Source organism: Desertivirga xinjiangensis, from assembly GCF_024436435.1.
Lineage (GTDB): Bacteria > Bacteroidota > Bacteroidia > Sphingobacteriales > Sphingobacteriaceae > Desertivirga > Desertivirga xinjiangensis.
Map to the genome: position 1 here is coordinate 702,165 of NZ_JAFMZP010000001.1, position 19,887 is coordinate 722,051.

Here is a 19,887-nt window from a genome sequence, read left to right on the forward strand (position 1 = left end):
AAGGTATACCTTGTTGATAAGTATTAAGTATAAATTAAACTTTATCGCTGACCTGCAAGCAGATACAAAACAGCCATGCGAATAGCTACACCATTTTCGACCTGGTCAAGTATGATAGATTGTTTACTATCGGCTACGTCACTGGTGATCTCTACGCCACGGTTGATCGGGCCGGGATGCATAATCGTAATCTCTTTATCCAGCGAATTCAGGATCTCCTTATTTAAGCCGTAAAGCATGGAATATTCACGAAGCGAAGGAAAGTACCTGATGTCTTGTCGCTCCAGCTGGATCCGAAGCATATTTGCCACATCACACCACTGCAAAGCTTTCATCAAATCATATTCAACCTTGACGTTTAAAGTCTTTATGTATTTAGGGATCAGGGTTGTTGGACCACAAACCATCACTTCTGCGCCTAACTTTTGAAGACAAAGAATGTTTGACAACGCTACCCGCGAATGCAGGATGTCGCCCACAATAGCCACTTTTTTCCCTGCAACATCCCCATATCGTTCCCGGATGGAAAAGGCATCCAGCAGGGCCTGGGTTGGGTGTTCATGTGCTCCGTCGCCCGCGTTTACAATCTGTGCATTCACCTTTTTACTCAGGAATATACCTGCTCCCGGATAGGGGTGACGCATTACTACCATGTCAACTTTCATGGCAAGGATGTTATTAACCGTGTCTATCAGAGTCTCGCCCTTACTTACGGAAGAGGATGAGGCTGCAAAATTTATAGTATCGGCCGAAAGCCTTTTTTGTGCAAGTTCGAAGGATAACCGGGTCCTTGTTGAGTTTTCGAAAAAGACATTTGCGATAGTCACATCCCTTAAAGACGGAACTTTCTTTATTGGCCTGTTTAATACATCTTTAAATGTGTCCGCAGTTTCAAAAATCAGCTGAATATCTTTTTCATTCAAATCTTTTATACCCAAAAGATGCCTTGTGCCAAGAATCTGATTGTTATCTGCCATTGTATATTTTATTCTGCCGGATGTGTAATTGTTTCGTGATTACCCTTATTATAATTGCCCTATTAATTTCCTTCTCTGCTATTTTCCAGATAGCAATATTACTTTATCCTCCTGGTCTGTTTCTTTCCAGCTCACAAGCACTTTCTGTGAATTAATAGAATCCACTTGAATGCCGATATAATCAGGCTCAATAGGCAGATGTCTCGAAAAACGTCTGTCTACAAGCACCAGCAGCTCCACTTTTTCGGGACGGCCAAAGGCCATCATGGCATCCATTGCAGAACGGATCGTTCTCCCGGTCCATAATACATCGTCCACCAAGATCACTTTTTTGCCTTCAATAATGAAGTCGATCTTTGTGGTGTTAGGTACCAGCGGCGATTCACGCCGTCTAAAATCATCCCTAAAAAAAGTTATATCCAGATTTCCGTTCAGAATATTGGCCTGAGGCAGAATACTTTTTAGCTCAGACGCAATTCTGTCAGCCAGATAAATGCCGCGAGGCTGTATACCTAAAATTACCGAATTAGAAAAATCAGTGTGGTTTTCAATAAGCTGATGGCAAAGTCGTTTAATTGTTATCTGGAATTTCGGACCGTCTAAGAGTGTTAAGTTCTGCATCAGTTTTGATTTGAGCAAAGGTAAAAAAAGAATGTTTGATTGAAAAACATAAAAGTCGCTAAAAGCCTGCGTAGATTTTAGAAACCGTGACACGTGCGTTTGCTGATTATAAGAATCATACCACAAAAAAAGCCCCGCTATTTGCATAGCGGGGCTTGATGACATTGAATTAATTATTCAGAATCTTCTTCTTTTGATTTTTTGGCTTTGCTTTCAGCACCTTCCATTTGCTCTTTTAATTGAGCCAACACGCCTAGATCACCTAAAGTTGATTTTTCAACTGAGTCTTTAACTTTCTTAACTGCGCTTGTTGTAGCTTTAACGTCTTTTTGTTTCTGAGATCTCTCTTCGTTACGAGCTTCAGCTTTAGCCTCTTCCCAGATACGAGAGTGAGAAACAACGATACGTTTAGATTCTTTGTTGAATTCAATGATCTTGAACTCAGCAGTTTCCTCAGCTTTCAACGTTTTGCCGTCTTCTTTTACAGTGTGTTTGCTTGGAGCAAATCCTTCAACACCATAAGGAAGAGCAATGATCGCACCTTTATCAGTTACTTTTAATACTGTTCCTTCATGGATAGAATCCATAGTGAAGATAGTTTCAAAAGTTTCCCAAGGGTTTTCTTCTAATTGTTTGTGTCCTAAGCTAAGCTTACGGTTCTCCTCATCAAGTTCAAGAACAACTACATCTAATTCTTCACCAACTTTAGTGAATTCATTAGGGTGGTTGATCTTTTTAGACCATGAAAGGTCAGAGATGTGGATCAATCCGTCGATGCCTTCTTCGATTTCAACAAATACACCGAAGTTAGTCATGTTTTTAACAACAGCTTTGTATTTGCTTCCAACAGGATATTTAGCAGCGATATCTTTCCATGGATCAGGAGTTAGTTGTTTGATACCAAGGCTCATCTTGCGCTCATCGCGGTCAAGAGTTAATACCTGAGCTTCAACTTCGTCTCCAACTTTAAGGAATTCCTGAGGATTACGCAGGTTTTGAGACCATGACATTTCTGATACGTGGATCAAACCTTCAACACCTGAGGTGATTTCAAGGAATGCACCGTAGTCAGCAACAGTAACGATCTTGCCTTTTACTTTTGAACCTACCTCGATAGTTGTATCAAGAGATTCCCAAGGATGAGATGTAAGTTGTTTTAAGCCAAGTGCGATACGTTTTTTCTCGTCATCGAAGTCAAGAACAACCACGTTGATTTTTTGATCAAGTGATAATACTTCTTTCGGATGCTCGATACGGCCCCATGAAATATCAGTGATGTGAAGTAATCCGTCAACACCGCCAAGATCGATAAATACACCGAAGTCTGTGATGTTTTTAACGGTTCCTTCAAGAACCTGTCCTTTTTCAAGTTTAGCAACGATCTCAGTTTTTTGGTTTTCAAGATCGTCTTCGATAAGAACTTTATGTGAAACCACAACGTTTTTGAACTCGTGATTGATTTTAACCACTTTGAATTCCATTGTTTTACCAACGTAAACGTCGTAATCGCGGATAGGCTTAATATCGATTTGAGAGCCTGGCAAGAATGCCTCAACACCCATAATGTCAACAATAAGACCACCTTTAGTACGGCTTTTAACAAAACCAGTGATGATTTTATCTTGTTCTAAAGCTTCATTGATAAGCTCCCATGACTTCTGAGTTTTAGCACGTTTACGTGAAAGAACCAATTGACCATTAGCGTCTTCTTGTGATTCTACGAAAACATCTACCGTGTCGCCTACCTTAAGATCAGGAGTGTCACGGAATTCAGATAATGATACCATACCATCAGACTTAAATCCAATGTTTAATACCACATCCTTGTTGTTGATGTTAACAACAGTACCGGTGATGATCTCACCTTTGTTAATCTGGTTGAAAGTTCCGGCATACAGTTCTTCAAGCTTTGCGCGCTCTTCATTGCTGTAGTTTCCGAATCCTTTTTCGTTGTTGTCCCAATCGAAATCACCTGAAGGTGTTACCAGGGTTTTAGACTTAATGTCTTCAATTGACAATGAATCAGCTTCTGACTCAATGCTTTCTTTTGTAACCGTGTTGGTTTCTTCGCCATGGAGTTCTGCTGATTTAGCAAGTAGCTCCTTTTCTGCTTCTTGTTTTTTGGCCATTAATTAATTTATCTCCTTTTTCCCAACTTCTAATTGGGACTGCAAAGGTATGCAAATTCATTCTAATCAAAAGAAAAATATCCAATTATTTTATTGATATATAGCGCATTTACAATAATATGTTTACTGAAACTATATAAGTTAGACTATGTTATACTATTCAAGCAAAAACTACTTATATGGAAAACCAAACAAAAGGAAACAGGGAACCAAACGAAAATGAGATGGATGCGAATGCAGCCGACAACAGGGTTAAGGAGAATCCAGTTGACGATGCCTTTAAAACAGCTAACAGAAAGCATAAATTGGAATGGCAGCAGCCGCAGGATGAACAGATGTTTGATAGAATGGACTCTGAGGAAGAGTAAGTTGTAAGTTATAAGTTATAAGTTGTCCCCCGCAACTTATAACTTATAATTCATCACTCCTCAACCGCCCGTTCGATCAGATCCACTGCATTCTCTACTCCATTTTCTGTGGATATACGCAAAGCCATTTCTTCACAATTCTTTATAAGTCCCGGCTCATTTAGCTGGAAGATCCTTTCCCTGAATATGGATGCTGTTAAACGGTGCAGGGGTATTGGCTTTACAGCGAGGTTCTTTTTATATGCAAGGTCGCCCCAGAAGAACTGATCTCCTACAGGGTAGAGCACAGGGCATACAAACATAGGTTTTCCTGCACGCAGGGATTCGGCTGTTGTGCCAATGCCACCGTGATGGACAATGGCTTTTACCTTCGGGAACAATTGCTCGAATGGAGCATTTGGAATGATCATCACACCCTTGCCGGCCGTTTCGATATCTGTCTGCCAGTCACTCCAGCATGAAACGATAAGGAAGCGGTCTGGCATCTCACAGGCGGTGTGTATGATCATAGACACGACTTCTTTTTTTACTTGCATGCTTCCGAATGTAATAAGCACAGGAGGCTCGCCTTCATCCAAAAAGCGGCTTAGTTCTGGTGAAAGTGTATTCTGCTTACGTTTTGGGAACCAGAAACCCGTTAGCTGATGGTCAGCAGACCAGTCTTTAGGTCTTTCCAGGAAATGTTCGCTTATGCCGTAAAGAGATAGTTCGTTAGTGTTTTTTTGCGGTTTGTATTCTGCCAATCCGTTCTGCTGATAGAATTGGTTCAAAGGTTTGCTCAATAACTTGTATCTGAAACTGTTCAATTTGTAGCTCCATTTATTAAGGAACTGTGGAAGCCAGAAACCGCTGAAAATTGGGTTAACAAAGGCTGCTGTTTCTTCCATTGCAGGCACTACGGCGGCTCTGATCGATTTAGTTTTAAGCCGGCCTGTAAAAACGTCTGATAAGGTTTTAGGCCTGTAGATATAAAGGTCGCTGCTCTGAGCCAGCTGATAACATTCGTTGAGTGATTTTTCTATCAGAGGATAGATCAGGCGATCTAGATTTCGCTGGATAGCAAAAATGTTAACCTTCAGGATCTTACTTCCTTCTTCCGAATTCAATATTTCCTGGTAATCGACATTGACGGGATGAAAATCGATATTATAACTCCGCACCAGTTCTTCAAAATTTTTAGACGTAGAAAGTGTTACCTGGTGCCCCCTGGCTGCAAGGGCTTCTCCTAGTATAGCATAGGGTTGTACATCGCCTCGTGTTCCAATGGTAGAAATGGATATTTTCATCAGAGTAATTTGTTTTTCATCGGGTTAATTTGTTTAAAGGCGATGAGCTCATCATGCATAGCATTATTTGTTCATTCCGGTTATATGTATAGTACATGACGGTTTCATTGTTCAAAAACTTCACAACAGATCAAGAACTATCAGCAAATAAAGTGCTAAAGATTATTCACGATCTATAGTATACAGTAAGAACAATAACGGGATTGAAAGAACAAAGTTTTTACTTTAAGGAAATTGACAGATATATGTATGTATGCATTTGAACTCACATCATATACCTGACAAATTTTTTCTAAGAACCGGCGGGATGGTACTTATTCCAGGTGATTTTCCAGCAGGAAACGTTTGATCTTTTCGAGGATGAAATTAAGCTGTTCCTCTTCTGTAAGATCTGTATTGTCCAGAATAATAGCGTCGTCGGCACGGGTGAGCGGACTTTCTTTCCTGGTAGTATCCTGGTAATCTCTGTGTGCGATGTTTTCAAAAACCTCTTCAAGCGTCACGACCTCTCCCTTGCCTTCCAGTTCCTTAAAACGCCTTTCTGCACGGATCTTCGGATCTGCCGTCATAAAGATTTTGATCTGTGCGTCAGGGAAAACAGTAGTACCGATGTCACGCCCGTCCATAACTACATGTTTAGATTTTCCCATTCGTTGCTGCTGTTTAACCATTTCCCGGCGAACAGCTTTTATAGCACTCACTTCACTTACCTGTTCAGAAACCGACATCTGTCTGATTTCTTCAGAAACCTCTTCGCCGTTTAAGGTAATATGGCTTTGATAATCGCGTGAGTGAAAGTTCAGATGGATGTCATTCAGAGCTTGTTCTACTTTTTCCACATCCTCAAAGTTGATGCGATTACGTTGAAGATAAAGCGTTACTGCCCGGTACATCGCTCCTGTATCTATATATATGAAATGAAGTTTTTTAGCCAGTGCTTTGGCTAAAGTACTTTTGCCACAGGACGAATATCCATCTATAGCAATAACGATATTTTTTGACCTCACCTGACAAAGGTATAATTTCGGGATGATTTTTAAACAAGCTATGCATATTTCGGTTATTTTGTCAGATGATTTTCTCCAGAGAAGACTTGCTTCCTTACATTAGTTTCAAAACATCCCGAAGTGGAGGGAAGGGGGGACAGCATGTAAATAAAGTTTCAAGCAAAGCGGAGCTTAACTTCGATTTTCATTCGGCAGACCTGTTTACTGAAGAGCAAAAGGAACGTATCGCTGAAAAACTTAATAACAGAATGACTGCCAACGGATCAATCCAGGTTATTAGCGATGAGGCACGTAGTCAGTTACAAAACAAAGAGAGGGCGTTAGATAAGTTATATGTTATTTTACGTGCAGCACTGGTTGTCCAAAAGCCTCGAAAAGCTACCAAACCACACAGATCTGCCGTTGAACAAAGACTCCTGAACAAACAGAAACAAGCTTTTAAAAAGCTGGGCCGGAAGGGGAATTGGGGAGCCGAATAAAAAACGATCAGTTGAACCTATAGAAAATACTGGCCGATCCGTATTGGTGAGCCTTTCTTTGTTCTTTAAGTTCTTTGCTCTGAAAAATTACAGAGAAGTTAAGCGACCAGCGGTTCTTCGCATACATCACGCCCAGTTCCTGTGCAAAGAGCAAGCGGTTAGGAGTGAAAACCACAGGCCCTTTATCTTCTTTAAACATACCGCCTTGCAGGCTTGCATTATATGCTATGAAGTTTAACATCGGCCTTGCGTAAAAAAAAGCTTCCTTCCGGGGAATACTATCGTTCAATGAATTACTTATCCGGCTATTATCGCTAACCGATTTGAAAAACTTATTTATATTGCCTGTTCTGTATAATAAACCTGCACCAGCACCCGTGAAAGTGTTTCCCAGATTTGCATAAGTTCGAAGGCTCAGGTCGTTATTCCCTCCTCTAACAAGCAGTTTGTTGAAGCCAAATGAAGAGTTTATCCCAACCTCATTTTTTACCTGGTATTCCCATCCCCGTATCTCGTAAAAACCAACGATGTCATGAAGCGTCTGCTGAATTTCCCGTCCATATGCAGCCGGTCCTATAGTTCCTATCTGAAGACCAGCCTGAAAATGATCTTCATTGCCTTTAAACCAGTTCATTTTAAACCCGGTATATAAATATGCTGCAAATGGCCTGTCTACCAGGTTAAGAGATGGAATGTTCCCGCTTACAGCGTTATACAGGTATTGCCCCAATTCAGCTTCCCATATTTTTTTTGCTCCTTCCTGGTACTTTTCCCTTAAAGCATGCCGGAAAGTGATAAATAGTCCGTTAGTATAATATCTATCCTGCCCCATTGCGAGATAGGCATCGTTATCACTTCTGAAACCAAATTCATTTCTAAAATTTTCCTGCTGTGAATAGGATAGACCGGGTAAGAGAAGGAAGATAGTTAGATAGAAATAAATGATTTTCATAGTAGTGTTAGCATGAGGGTTTCCAGAAATGGTTAGTTCTTCGTCATCCTGAACTTGTTTCAGGATCTCTTGTCTAAAAAGTGCTTCATACATTATTCAAGAGTCGCTGGATCGTCCTCCTAAGCTTGATTCAGGATGGGCCTGACGACCTCAGGCTTTTTGGATTACCCTCTCAGGTTTCAAGCTTGCAATGTACAACTTAAAAACTGTACCCGAAGCCTAAACCAGCGAAAGGCACAAAGGACCCATATCCGAAAAGAGGATTAAAGCTAGCCCTGAAGCTGAAACCACCGTCTGTGGGCTACAGTCTGTAACCGAGTTGAATTTCTTCGTCATCCTGAACTTGTTTCAGGAACTCTTGCCAGACAATGTGCTCCATACCTTATTCAAGAGATGCCGAATGAATTCAGCAAGACGCCTTGAAACGCTTTTTGGTCTCCTTAATATTGTGAATGATTATTCCAAAAGCTACCTTAAATAACCTCAGAAAGGTCCTTTATCGTCAGATCAATAGGGTCCTTCACTCTTTCGTTTGTCAGGGCGATATCGATCACCTCTTTCATTTCGCTCACATAGTGAAAAGTAAGGTCCGCAATATAATCCTCCTTAATTTCCAGGATGTCTTTCTGATTAGACTTCGACAAAATAATCTCCTTGATATTGGCACGCTTGGCAGCCAGTATCTTTTCTTTGATACCACCTACAGGCAGAACTTTCCCTCTAAGGGTGATCTCTCCGGTCATTGCCAGGTGCTGCTTAACCCTGCGCTGCGTAAAAGCCGATGTCAGAGCAGTAAGCATCGTAATACCGGCAGAAGGGCCGTCTTTCGGAGTAGCCCCTGCCGGGACGTGCACATGGACGTCCCATTTGTCAAACAACCTGAAATCAATGCCAAACTTTTCTGAGTGCGCACGCAGGTAAGCCATAGCAATACTGGCCGATTCCTTCATCACATCACCAAGGTTACCGGTTAATGATAATTTTCCTTTTCCCGGACTAATACTCGATTCAATAAAAAGGATATCACCACCTACCTGTGTCCAGGCTAAACCTGTAACAACTCCGGCAACATCGTTGCCTTCGTACAGATCTTTATCAAATACGGGTGCTCCAAGAATAGCTTCAACCTCAGCCTTGTTTAGGTTTGAATTATATTCATCTTCCATTGCAATTTTGGTAGCTATGCCACGGACCACAGATCCAATCTTTTTTTCAAGGCCCCGTACACCCGATTCGCGTGTATAATCCTCAATGATCTTTTCAATGACATTAGGTTTTAGGGCAACATCCTTTTTCTTCAAACCGTGCTGTTCGATCTGCTTTGGAAGCAAATGCTGTTTAGCAATTTCAATCTTTTCTTCAATGGTATAACCATTTACTTCAATGATCTCCATCCGGTCTAACAGCGCAGGCTGAATACTACTGAGCGAATTGGCAGTTGCAATGAACATCACCTTTGAAAGATCGTAGTCAAGTTCTACATAGTGATCGTAAAAAGCATTATTTTGCTCCGGATCAAGTACCTCAAGCAGCGCCGAAGATGGATCACCCCTGAAGTCATTGCCAACTTTATCAATTTCGTCCAGCACAAAGATGGGATTGGACGCTCCTGCCTTTTTCAGGGACTGGATTATTCTGCCGGGCATGGCGCCGATATATGTTTTACGGTGCCCGCGAATTTCAGCCTCGTCGCGTATGCCACCAAGTGCGATACGTACATATTTTCTGCCAAGGGCTTTTGCTATGGATTTACCCAAGGAGGTTTTACCAACTCCCGGGGGGCCCGCAAGGCACAGGATAGGGGCCTTCATATTGTTTTTCAGCTTTAATACAGCTAAATATTCAATAATACGGCGTTTAACCTTATCTAGTCCGTAATGTTCTTTGTCAAGGACCTTTTCAGCCCTTTTAAGATCAAAGTTATCTTTGGTTACTTCATTCCATGGAAGATCCAATAATAATTCGAGGTAGTTAACCTGAACAGAGTAATCCGCTGCAGCCGGATTCATGCGGGCAAGTTTATCTAGCTCTTTATTAAAATGTATTCCGGTATCCTTGCTCCATCCCTTCTTTTCAGACCTGGCTCTTAAGCTCTCAAGTTCAAGATCCGGTGTATTTCCGCCTAACTCTTCCTGAATAGTTTTCAACTGCTGATTCAGAAAATACTCCCGCTGTTGCTTGTCAAGGTCAGTCCTTACTTTAGACTGGATCTGATTCTTCAGCTCAAGCATCTGCAGGTCGGTGGTCAGGTGTTCCAGAACCATTTTGGCCCTGTCATGCAAATTGGCAACTTCCAGCATTTGCTGCTTGACCGGTACGTCAGCATTCATGTTGGAAGAAATGAAGTTTATAAGAAAAGAAGTGCTTTCAATATTTTTAATTGCAATGGCAGCTTCACTCGGAATGTTTGGCGAAAACTGAATGATCTGCATGGCCATCTCCTTAATAGAAGCCACCATGGCTTTAAATTCCCTATCAGCCTTCGGCCTGATTTCTTCAAACTTATCGATCGTAGCCTTAATATAGGGGTCGGATTGGACCTCTTCCCGTAAGCGGAAACGTTGCTTCCCCTGGATAATTACGGTAGTACTTCCATCGGGCATTTGAAGCATCTTGATGATGAGAGCAACTGTTCCAACCGAATTCAATTGTTCGAAGGTAGGGTCTTCAATAGCCACATCACGTTGCGAAACTACCCCAATGGTACGATCTCCTTTATACGCATCCTTTATAAGTTTGATGGACTTATCCCTGCCGACAGTAATTGGAATAACCACGCCAGGAAACAGTACTGTGTTACGTAAAGGGAGAATGGATAAAATTTCAGGAGTTTCTTCCTTATTCATTTCCTCTTCGTCTTCCTGCGACATCAGGGGAAAGAACTCAGTATCTTCATTTATTATGGGTAACGATTGATTAAAATCAAAATTAGTCATTCATGTCCTTTCTCAACGTCATACTGACAGTTGAACTTTTAGTACGTGTAAATTATATAGAAAATCGAATATCGCAATGGTTGTGCCAATTACATATAAACGGTCAAAATGCGAAAGTACTTACAATTTTGTCTGTTAAAAAGTCAGCCGTGTTAAATAATATACCGGCCTTGTCGAATTCTTTAAACAAAACTTAGTAAAAGCTGTTCTAGAATGCTTAATACTCATCATATCTTTGAGGGAGCGTAATATTTAAATATACCAAATAATTGGAAATAATATTACCTTTCGACCGTTATAGGTGAGTTCATTATAAAATTCTCAGATGAAATTAAGTACATCAATCTTATTTGTTTTATTGTTAGTAACAGGTCTTTCGAATGCTCAGCAAAAGACCGAGAATCAAAACAGCTACGTCAGTTTAGGACAAAAAGCGGTGATGGACGGGAAGTTCAAACAGGCAGTTATTCATTTAGAGAAAGCTATGCCAGCCGAAAAAAGCAATCCGCAGGTACTGTATATGTTAGCTTATTCATATTATCATTCAGGTGAATATGCAAAAGCAGTCAGCACGTTCGGGCAGGTAGTTTCTATTCGTCCGAATGAAACATCCGCTTATTATTACCGCGGAAAGGCACGGAATGTTTTGGGAGCACAAATGAACAGTACGCTCACCCCGGTCGAGCGCGAAAAGCTCTTGTCGGCCGCTATACGCGATTTTAGCAAAGCCATCGAGCTTAGTCCTGACGACATAAAAGTATACCAGAACAGGGCTATCGCTTACAGGGACTACGGGATATTAAAAGGTCAGAAAATACCCAAGTTATATGACAAAGCCGCTGCGGTAAGTTCCTTCAAGGCATGCATTAATGATTTGCAGCGCTTGCTGGACGTCAACCCGGCCCGCAAAGATATTGCCGATGAAATGAAGAAAGCAAAAGTATATATGGCTAACCTGGATAATTAGTCGCTAGTAAACAAAAAAGGGTGTCAATTTTTTTGACGCCCTTTTTTGTTTACTCGTCATACCGAACTTATTTTAAATCCCTTGCTGGCGAACACGTGCCGCGTGCCCTCGACCTCACCGCCTGGCCGAATTCTTACTAAAAGGATTCCTTGCACCAAAGTCCTGTACCCAATAGGAGTTTACCACCGCAATTCCAACTTCTTTAAAATCAGGGTTCATCAGGTTTTTACAATGTTTCTCACTGCCAATCCAGCCGTCCATCACCTCTCTTATAGAGCGTTGTCCCATCGCAATATTCTCACCAATAAAATAACTTTGGTAACCGTTGTAAGTATAGCCGGTCTCAAATATGCGGTCTTTCAGGGTTTTTCCGTTTTTGCTCACATGGTCAAAATATTTCTTCCGGCTCATGTCTTGGGCATGACCCAACGCTGCCATTTCAAGCTGACTGTTCCAGTTTAAAGCTGGCACTGGTGGCATATAGGTTTTGCCGCAATTACAACCCCTTGCCCTCAGTTGATTGATCCTGTCCAGGAACTCATATTGAAAACTGGATAGCCCGGCCTTACTTTTGTTTACCGAAACCAGGGGGCTGCCGGAAGCAGACCTGCCAGTGTAGCAGGACGACAATGTTAAAAAAACGATCAAACCATACACAAAACTCTTCATATTCATCTTACATCTTATCTAAAAAACAGAAGTGAACGATACTCAAATGGAGTTCTTCATCATCCTGAACTTAATCCAGCACTCTTGCTCCTCAAGAACCTTAGACGTAGATAATAATTAGAAGTTTAGTTTTTTTTAAATTTTCCTGAGATGATGTAGGTATTTGCACCCAATAAGCTGACTTTTTGGTGCTTGATTATTTGGTAAAGAGAATCAGGGTAGTAGTTTAATTCCTCCTCAGAGGAATATAAAAAGTTCGAATTTTCATTCAGGATATAGATATGATCGATCTCTCCGGACGCAGATTTGCTGATGCAGATCTTTCTGGTGCGTAATTTATCCTCTTTTGCCGAGTACTCAATTAAAAACTTACTCTTCTCAGCAATATTGTAGCTGTTTTTCCAGGATGGTTTATTAAGATCCGACTCGCTGAACAGTGCAAACTCATTCGGCCAGTCCGCAATGATCAGCTGCTGCGTCTCTGACTTCCCGTTATGAGAAACCGTTTTATAAAGATAAGAGTTCTGCTGTGTTAATCTGACTGCCTCCGATTTAAAAAAGCCCCTGATGTCGAAATAAATACCGGCATCAGAAGCTTTTTGCTCATTGGAGCAAGCCGTCAGTAAATAAAGGCTTGTTAAAAGAAGATAGATAAAGATCCTCATGTTAAACGAGCACGTCGCCTGTCATTTTCTCGGGGATCGGGACATTTAAGATTTGCAATACAGTAGGAGCAATATCTCCAAGCTTGCCATTGTTAATATGCTTATAGTCTTTGTCCACTAAAATACAAGGTACCAGATTGGTGGTATGTGCTGTATTTGGCGAGCCATCTTCGTTCAGCATATAATCCGCGTTTCCGTGGTCGGCAATTACAATGAACGAGTAGCCCAGGGAAAGTCCTGTTTCAACTACCTTTTGCAGACAACTATCAACAGTTTCTACCGCTTTGACTACAGCCTCAAACACACCAGTATGTCCTACCATGTCAGGATTTGCAAAGTTCAGACACACAAAATCGGGCTTTCCTTCCGGCAAATAGGCACAGATAGAGTCGCGAATACCCTCAGCACTCATTTCTGGTTTAAGGTCGTAGGTGGCAACCTTTGGTGAAGGAACAAGGAGTCGTTTTTCGCCCACAAACTCTTTCTCCCGGCCGCCCGAAAAGAAAAATGTAACATGCGGGTATTTTTCAGTTTCGGCTATTCTCACCTGCGTTTTTCCATGTCTTTCAAGAACTTCGCCAAGCGTATCAGATAGGTCATCTTTTCTGAAAACCACTTTCACACCTTTAAATGTATCATCATAACTTGTCATGGTGATGTAGTTCAAAGCAAGAGGCTCCATGTTATATTCCGGGAACGCTTTTTGAGTAAGTGCCAGGGTGATTTCACGCCCCCTGTCGGTGCGGAAATTGAAGCAGATCACTACATCGCCCGGTTCGATAACTGCCAGGGGCTTACCGTCCTCATCCACTCTGATAACCGGTTTCATAAATTCATCTGTAACGCCTTCTTTATATGATTGCTCTATACTAGAAACCAGGTCGGTGGCAGGTGTGCCGGCACCAAGTACCATCAGATCGTAAGCAAGCTTTACGCGTTCCCAGCGATTGTCGCGATCCATGGCATAATACCGGCCAATTAAGGATGCTACCTTCGCAGGCGATCCGGCGATCTGCGCTTCGAGGTTGGCGATGAACCCTTTTCCCGAGTTTGGGTCTGTATCCCTGCCATCAAGAAAAGCGTGAATATATACGTTACTTACCTGGTGTGCTTTCGCAGCATCACATAGGCCATAGATGTGTTTTATATGTGAATGTACGCCGCCATCGGAGACCAGCCCGATCAGATGGACATTTTTATTTTCACTTTTAGCATAATCAAAAGCTTCCTTCAGAATAGGGTTTGATATTAGTTCCCCGTCGTCAACAGCTTTATGGATCCTTCCCAGCTCCTGGTAAACCACGCGTCCCGCACCAAGGTTCATGTGCCCTACTTCCGAATTTCCCATTTGCCCTTCAGGTAGTCCAACTGCCATACCCGAGGCTTCAAGTTTCGAATTGGGATACGAAGCTATCAGGCTGTCAAAAAAAGGAGTTTTCGCTGCAACGATTGCATTAGACTTGTCGGCTCTGCCATAACCCCAACCGTCTAATATGATAAGTGCTAATTTTTTATTTTCCACGAAGGCAAATATACACCGAATTAATAAACAGCAAATGTTCTAAGTCACATTCCATTCTTTAATTCACTTCTTAAAATTTGAACAATACCATAATATTTTATGTATTTGTTATTTTAGCAGCGTTTATGGAAGAAAAAGACTTACTTCAAAAATTTATAAAAGATGCCCTACTTGAAGATATCGGCGACGGGGATCATACATCCCTTTCCACAATTCCGGCGGGTATGGAGGGCGAAGCTCAGCTGCTTATCAAGGAAGAAGGAATTCTGGCAGGCCTCGGGGTCGGGCTCGAGATCTTCAAAGCCGTTGATCCCGAATTGCAGATTGAGGTGCTGATAAACGATGGAGCAGAAGTAAAACCAGGAGATGTAGCATTGAAGGTAAAAGGTAGTGTCTATTCCATACTTACTTCCGAACGCCTGGTTTTGAACACCATGCAGCGTATGAGCGGCATCGCTACTACTACCCGGCGTATCACTAAGCTGCTCGGCAGCACCGGTACAAAAGTACTTGATACCAGGAAAACCACCCCAAATATGCGTTTTCTCGAGAAAGCTGCTGTAAAGATAGGGGGAGGGGTTAATCATCGTTTCGGCCTGTATGATATGATCCTGATTAAAGATAATCATGTAGACTATGCCGGAGGTATCAAACAGGCCCTGGATGCTGCAAAGAACTACATAAAGCAAAAGAATAAAAATATTCAGATAGAAATCGAAGTACGGAATCTGGGCGAGTTACAGGAAGTTATAGCGTCAGGACAGGTGGACCGGATATTGCTTGATAATTTCGATTTTGAAACACTAAAAGAGGCTGTTCGCCTGGTAGCTGGAAAGTTTGTTACAGAGGCTTCAGGCGGCATAACTGAAGAAAATGTGCTCGAATATGCCAGATGTGGCGTCGACTACATTTCTATGGGGGCATTAACCCATTCGGTTAAAAGCCTGGACATGAGTCTTAAAGCCGTCAGAAACTAAGTTTTCAAATTCTTACATTGATCTGACCTTTCTTTTTTTAGTATACTTGCAAGCTAAATGATATCAATATATTCAATTGGAGCACTTATAGCGGCGTATTTGTGTGGGTCGATACCAAGTGCCGTCTGGATAGGACAGGCCTTTTATGGTATTGATGTACGCGAATATGGCAGCGGGAATGCTGGCGCTACCAATACCTTCAGGGTACTGGGAAAGAAGCCGGGAATAGCTGTGATGTTGATCGACATTGTTAAAGGCTGGACCGCGACTAATTTTGTTTATTTCATTGGACTTTCCGTAACTGGTCCCCTGCATTCTGTTCAGTTTACCAATTATCAGCTGGCTTTAGGGATCACCGCCGTTATGGGACACCTGTTCCCTGTATTTGCAGGTTTCAGAGGTGGAAAAGGAATTGCAACGCTTTGTGGAATGATCCTGGCTGTTCATACACATGCAGCATTGTTATGCATACTGGTCTTTATGGTGGTGCTTCTTATCTCTAAATACGTATCCCTGAGCTCCATTATGGCAGGGTTTACTTTCCCGCTAAGCATTATATTTATATTTCACTCACCTCTGAGATCAATAGTGCTTTATGGAATGTGTATCTGTGTTCTGATATTAGTTACGCATCAGAAGAACATAGAGAGATTACTTAAGGGAAAAGAAAACCGTGTTAATTTTTTCAAGAAAAAAACAGCCGACTCAGAAAACTGTTAAGCAAGAATAAAAACACATACTAATGAAATCAAAACGTCTGAAAATAATCGGTACAGCAATTTGTATTGCTATAATCGCTGCTTGTACGACCGTTCCTCTTACAGGCCGCCGTCAGTTAAACCTCGCCAACTCAGAGGCCATCCAGCAAGAAGCAGAACAAGCTTACAGGCAATTCTTATCCGATCCTTCCACGAAAGTTGTCACCAGTGGGGCGGATGTACAACGTGTAAGGAACGTTGGGAATAAAATAGCCAGGGCGATCGAAACCTACCTGAATCAAAATGGCTATGCCAACCAATATAACTTTAAATGGGAGTTTAACGTAGTACAAAGCAAAGATATTAATGCCTGGTGTATGCCAGGTGGTAAGGTAGCGGTATATACCGGCATACTTCCCGTAACTCAAACCGATGCAGGCTTAGCTACCGTAATGGGCCACGAGATCGCTCATGCTATTGCAAGGCACTCCGAAGAACGCTATTCACAAACAATGGGGGCGCAGGCTATCGGTGGAGTAGTTGGCGCGGCAACCGGCTCTCAGACTGTCTCTCAGTTATACGGTTTAGGTGGTCAGCTCGCTTTACTAAAATATGGTCGTAACCAGGAATCAGAAGCAGACAGGCTTGGCTTGATCTTTATGGCTATGGCAGGATACAACCCTGATAATGCTGTTTCTTTCTGGCAAAGAATGGCCTCATCAAAAGAAAGTAATGGTACTCCTCCCGAGTTTCTGAGTACTCACCCCAGCGATCAGACCCGGATCTCCAATATCCAGAAAAATCTGCCAGAGGCAAGGAGATACTTTAAATAATTAAACTATATTTATTAGGCACAACCCTGTCCGTAGAGTTCCCGCAGGGGTCTCTACGGATTCATCAATAAAAAAGAGTCTCCGACTCGCTAGCTATCTTGCCGCCGAATCGAGTCAGAGCTCGCCTTTATTAGATAATTCGTAGTCCGCCACGGCACGGCCCATCTCACAAGACTCCAGACAGTGCTTCGAACCACTTACGAAAGCACCTTACGACAACACCTTCATTATCGCCTCAGCCTTAACCAAACACTCCTTATACTCCTCTTCCGCTACTGAAGCAAAAGTTATAGCACTTCCTACCTGAAAAGACAGATATTCCTTTCCAGCATTATACAAAATGCTCCTGATAACCACATTAAAGTCAAAGTCACCCTCAGGATCAAAATACCCCAACGCTCCTGAAAATACCCCTCTTTTTGTTCTTTCAAACTGCTCAATCAGCTCCATGGCCCTGATCTTAGGTGCCCCCGTCATGGATCCCATTGGAAACGTATGTTTAATGATATCCGGATTAGGCATCCCCGGATCAGCTTCGGAAACCACCGTCGAGATCATTTGATGCACCTGGCTGAAGCTGTATATCCCGAAAAGCTCCTCTACACTTACGCTGCCGGGCACAGAACACTTCGTAAGATCATTCCGTACCAGGTCAACGATCATGACATTCTCAGCCTGCTCTTTAATATTATCCCTTAGATCCTGTTTTAGTCGCTGATCTTCTTCCTCAACCGGGCTCCGTCTTACAGTTCCTTTAATGGGCTGCGAGATCAGTTTTATACCCCGCCTGCTTAAAAACCTCTCGGGGGAAGCAGAAAGGATAAATTTTTCCTGATGTTTAAAAAAGGAAGAAAAAGGAGTAGGGGAGATTTTAGTAAGCGCTCTAAAGAGAGCTAATGCATTTACAGACGTCTTCTCTGAATAGAACTCCTGGCAGAAATTCATTTCATAGATGTCTCCGCGACGGATATGCTCCCTGATACGGTTAACCGTATCAACATATTCTTCTTGGGTAAAACGGGGTTTTATCTGATTTTGAAATACCGGCACTTCCTTTTCGAGTTCTACACTATCAATCCGCCTGATAACATCCTTGTCGGCACTCGAGATCTCAGCTATACCGCCCCTGATCCTGATAACATGCTGCGGCTTGAAAAAAAACAGATCTGGAAACAGCAGACCATCAAAGTTCCCTGAACTAAGATCTTCAATGCCGTTCTTTAAATCATAGCTCAAATAACCTATAGCCCAGCTCTTTTCTTCTAAAAACGAGCTAAGTTCAGAGAAAGCATTTTGTGAACTTGTACTGATAAACGAGCTGACGCCCGCCGCAATCAAAACATCAAAGGCCGAATAAGGATCGTGGTAGGAATTGGAATCAAAACAACAGGCTGTCCCGAAAGAGGCAGCCCATTGCAATGCTTTATTTCTGAAAAGAGTAATGTCATCCGGAGAATGTTTAATTGTTTCCAACACTGAACTTTAAACTCTCAACCCAGAACGTATAACTCAAAAACTTATAACTTATAAAGTCAGCGTCTGTACCCTGTCAGGTCCAACAGATAGATACCTAACCGGTACGCCAACCTGTTCTTCCAGGTACTTAACGTAAGCGTTTAGTTTTTCAGGAATCTCGCCGATGGTCTTAATGCCTGTCAGGTCTTCATTCCATCCAGCAATCTCCTCATATACCGGTTTAGCTTCTACCGAGCAGATATCGTAAGGCATGTAATCGATCTTTTCGCCATTATACTGATAATGAGTACAAGCATAGATCTTTTCAAAGCCACTCAATACGTCAGCTTTTGTCATTACCAGTTCAGTTACGCCGTTAAGCATGATCGCATACTTTAAAGCAGGAAGATCGATCCAGCCGGTACGACGGGCACGACCAGTAGTAGCCCCAAACTCATGACCGATCTTACGCAGTTCTTCGCCGGTCTCATCAAAAAGTTCAGTAGGGAAGGGGCCACCACCAACACGCGTGCAATAAGCCTTAAAAATACCGATAACCGCACCGATCTTATTCGGGGCAACTCCTAAACCTGTACAGGCTCCGGCAGCAGTAGTGTTCGATGATGTAACAAAGGGGTAAGATCCGAAATCTACATCAAGCATAGCTCCCTGAGCACCCTCTGCTAAAACAGATTTTCCTTCACGCAGGTATTGATTAACAAAATGTTCGCTGTCGACCTGAGGAATGCTCTTCAGGTATTCTATTGCTTCAAAAAATGCCTGCTCTTTTTCAGAGAAATCAGGGATTTCGCCGTAATGGCTAAGAATTGATTTATGCTTATTAACCAGACGATCGTATTTTTCCTTGAAGTCGACCAGCAGCGTATCGCCAACACGTAATCCGTTACGGCCTGTTTTGTCCATATAGGTTGGACCTATACCTTTTAAGGTAGATCCAATCTTACCTTCACCCATTTTACTTTCGGATGCCGCATCTAAAAGCTGGTGGGTAGGTAATATCAGGTGAGCTTTACGACCGATAACCAGCTTACCGTCGGCTACAGGGTCAAACCCGCTTTTCTTTAAGTTATCCAGTTCACGTTTCAGGATAATAGGATCGATCACTACACCATTACCGATCAGGTTCATGGTTTTATCGTTGAAGATCCCTGAAGGAATAGTATTTAAAACATACTTCTGATTGTCGAACTCAAGGGTATGCCCTGCATTTGGTCCCCCCTGGAACCGGGCAATTAAGTCGTACTTCGGACTTAATACATCAACAATTTTTCCTTTACCTTCATCGCCCCACTGGAGCCCTAAGAGTACATCAACAGCCATTATAA

At 42.2% G+C, this 19,887-nt stretch carries 18 protein-coding genes; 6 read left to right on the forward strand and 12 right to left on the reverse strand.

The window, feature by feature from the left end; translation table 11 throughout:
• Positions 1–41: 41 nt before the first annotated feature.
• The 3 genes from J3P37_RS02900 to rpsA form a co-directional block, all read right to left on the reverse strand.
• Positions 42–977 carry an aspartate carbamoyltransferase catalytic subunit gene (locus tag J3P37_RS02900; RefSeq protein ID WP_256009494.1) on the reverse strand — a complete coding sequence of 312 codons (936 nt, stop codon included), beginning with the start codon at positions 975–977 and terminating at the stop codon, positions 42–44.
• A 78-nt stretch (positions 978–1,055) separates the two neighbouring features.
• Positions 1,056–1,598, reverse strand: a complete 543-nt coding sequence (pyrR, locus tag J3P37_RS02905; RefSeq protein WP_256009495.1) for a bifunctional pyr operon transcriptional regulator/uracil phosphoribosyltransferase PyrR — start codon at positions 1,596–1,598, stop codon at positions 1,056–1,058.
• Positions 1,599–1,771: 173 nt separating this feature from the next.
• Positions 1,772–3,727: a 30S ribosomal protein S1 gene (gene rpsA, locus J3P37_RS02910; protein WP_256009496.1), complete on the reverse strand. Its 1,956-nt coding sequence runs from the start codon at positions 3,725–3,727 to the stop codon at positions 1,772–1,774.
• A gap of 179 nt (positions 3,728–3,906) precedes the next feature.
• On the opposite strand from rpsA, the gene J3P37_RS02915 reads away from it, so the two are divergent.
• Positions 3,907–4,095 (forward strand): hypothetical protein, encoded by a 189-nt coding sequence (locus J3P37_RS02915; RefSeq protein ID WP_256009497.1) that lies wholly within the window; start codon positions 3,907–3,909, stop codon positions 4,093–4,095.
• Positions 4,096–4,148: 53 nt separating this feature from the next.
• Here J3P37_RS02915 and J3P37_RS02920 read toward each other — a convergent pair whose 3' ends face one another.
• Positions 4,149–5,381: a glycosyltransferase gene (locus J3P37_RS02920; RefSeq protein WP_256009498.1), complete on the reverse strand. Its 1,233-nt coding sequence runs from the start codon at positions 5,379–5,381 to the stop codon at positions 4,149–4,151.
• A 314-nt stretch (positions 5,382–5,695) separates the two neighbouring features.
• Positions 5,696–6,388 carry a (d)CMP kinase gene (gene cmk / locus J3P37_RS02925; RefSeq protein WP_256009499.1) on the reverse strand — a complete coding sequence of 231 codons (693 nt, stop codon included), beginning with the start codon at positions 6,386–6,388 and terminating at the stop codon, positions 5,696–5,698.
• 65 nt (positions 6,389–6,453) lie between these two features.
• Between cmk and arfB the strand changes: the two genes are divergently transcribed.
• Positions 6,454–6,867, forward strand: a complete 414-nt coding sequence (arfB, locus tag J3P37_RS02930) for an alternative ribosome rescue aminoacyl-tRNA hydrolase ArfB (RefSeq protein ID WP_256009500.1) — start codon at positions 6,454–6,456, stop codon at positions 6,865–6,867.
• A gap of 7 nt (positions 6,868–6,874) precedes the next feature.
• Here the strand turns inward: arfB and J3P37_RS02935 are convergent, their stop codons facing one another.
• On the reverse strand, positions 6,875–7,912 hold the full coding sequence (locus tag J3P37_RS02935) for a lipid A deacylase LpxR family protein (RefSeq protein WP_256009501.1): 1,038 nt from the start codon (positions 7,910–7,912) through the stop codon (positions 6,875–6,877).
• Positions 7,913–8,292: 380 nt separating this feature from the next.
• Positions 8,293–10,755 (reverse strand): endopeptidase La, encoded by a 2,463-nt coding sequence (gene lon / locus J3P37_RS02940; RefSeq protein WP_256009502.1) that lies wholly within the window; start codon positions 10,753–10,755, stop codon positions 8,293–8,295.
• A 325-nt stretch (positions 10,756–11,080) separates the two neighbouring features.
• Between lon and J3P37_RS02945 the strand changes: the two genes are divergently transcribed.
• Entirely contained in the window at positions 11,081–11,722 is a 642-nt protein-coding gene (locus tag J3P37_RS02945; protein WP_256009503.1) for a tetratricopeptide repeat protein, read from the forward strand.
• Between the two features lie 114 nt (positions 11,723–11,836).
• Here J3P37_RS02945 and J3P37_RS02950 read toward each other — a convergent pair whose 3' ends face one another.
• The 3 genes from J3P37_RS02950 to gpmI all read right to left on the reverse strand — a co-directional run bounded on the left by J3P37_RS02950 (position 11,837) and on the right by gpmI (position 14,578).
• The gene (locus J3P37_RS02950) at positions 11,837–12,391 is read right to left on the reverse strand and encodes a CAP domain-containing protein (RefSeq protein ID WP_256009504.1); all 555 of its coding nucleotides are present in this window, start codon (positions 12,389–12,391) and stop codon (positions 11,837–11,839) included.
• 125 nt (positions 12,392–12,516) lie between these two features.
• On the reverse strand, positions 12,517–13,056 hold the full coding sequence (locus J3P37_RS02955; protein ID WP_256009505.1) for a hypothetical protein: 540 nt from the start codon (positions 13,054–13,056) through the stop codon (positions 12,517–12,519).
• Position 13,057: 1 nt separating this feature from the next.
• The gene (gene gpmI / locus J3P37_RS02960) at positions 13,058–14,578 is read right to left on the reverse strand and encodes a 2,3-bisphosphoglycerate-independent phosphoglycerate mutase (protein ID WP_256009506.1); all 1,521 of its coding nucleotides are present in this window, start codon (positions 14,576–14,578) and stop codon (positions 13,058–13,060) included.
• A gap of 125 nt (positions 14,579–14,703) precedes the next feature.
• Here gpmI and nadC point away from each other — a divergent pair, with 125 nt between their 5' ends.
• The 3 genes from nadC to J3P37_RS02975 are packed head-to-tail and all read left to right on the forward strand — an operon-like array spanning position 14,704 to position 17,086.
• A complete protein-coding gene (nadC, locus tag J3P37_RS02965) occupies positions 14,704–15,555 on the forward strand; it encodes a carboxylating nicotinate-nucleotide diphosphorylase (protein ID WP_256009507.1) in 852 nt (283 codons plus the stop codon).
• Positions 15,556–15,612: 57 nt separating this feature from the next.
• Positions 15,613–16,275, forward strand: a complete 663-nt coding sequence (gene plsY / locus J3P37_RS02970) for a glycerol-3-phosphate 1-O-acyltransferase PlsY (RefSeq protein ID WP_256009508.1) — start codon at positions 15,613–15,615, stop codon at positions 16,273–16,275.
• 22 nt (positions 16,276–16,297) lie between these two features.
• Positions 16,298–17,086 carry a M48 family metallopeptidase gene (locus J3P37_RS02975; protein ID WP_256009509.1) on the forward strand — a complete coding sequence of 263 codons (789 nt, stop codon included), beginning with the start codon at positions 16,298–16,300 and terminating at the stop codon, positions 17,084–17,086.
• Between the two features lie 210 nt (positions 17,087–17,296).
• Here the strand turns inward: J3P37_RS02975 and J3P37_RS02980 are convergent, their stop codons facing one another.
• Both J3P37_RS02980 and J3P37_RS02985 read right to left on the reverse strand, forming a co-directional pair.
• On the reverse strand, positions 17,297–18,559 hold the full coding sequence (locus J3P37_RS02980; protein WP_256009510.1) for an anthranilate synthase component I family protein: 1,263 nt from the start codon (positions 18,557–18,559) through the stop codon (positions 17,297–17,299).
• 51 nt (positions 18,560–18,610) lie between these two features.
• A complete protein-coding gene (locus J3P37_RS02985; RefSeq protein WP_256009511.1) occupies positions 18,611–19,882 on the reverse strand; it encodes an adenylosuccinate synthase in 1,272 nt (423 codons plus the stop codon).
• Between the last annotated feature and the right edge of the window lie 5 nt (positions 19,883–19,887).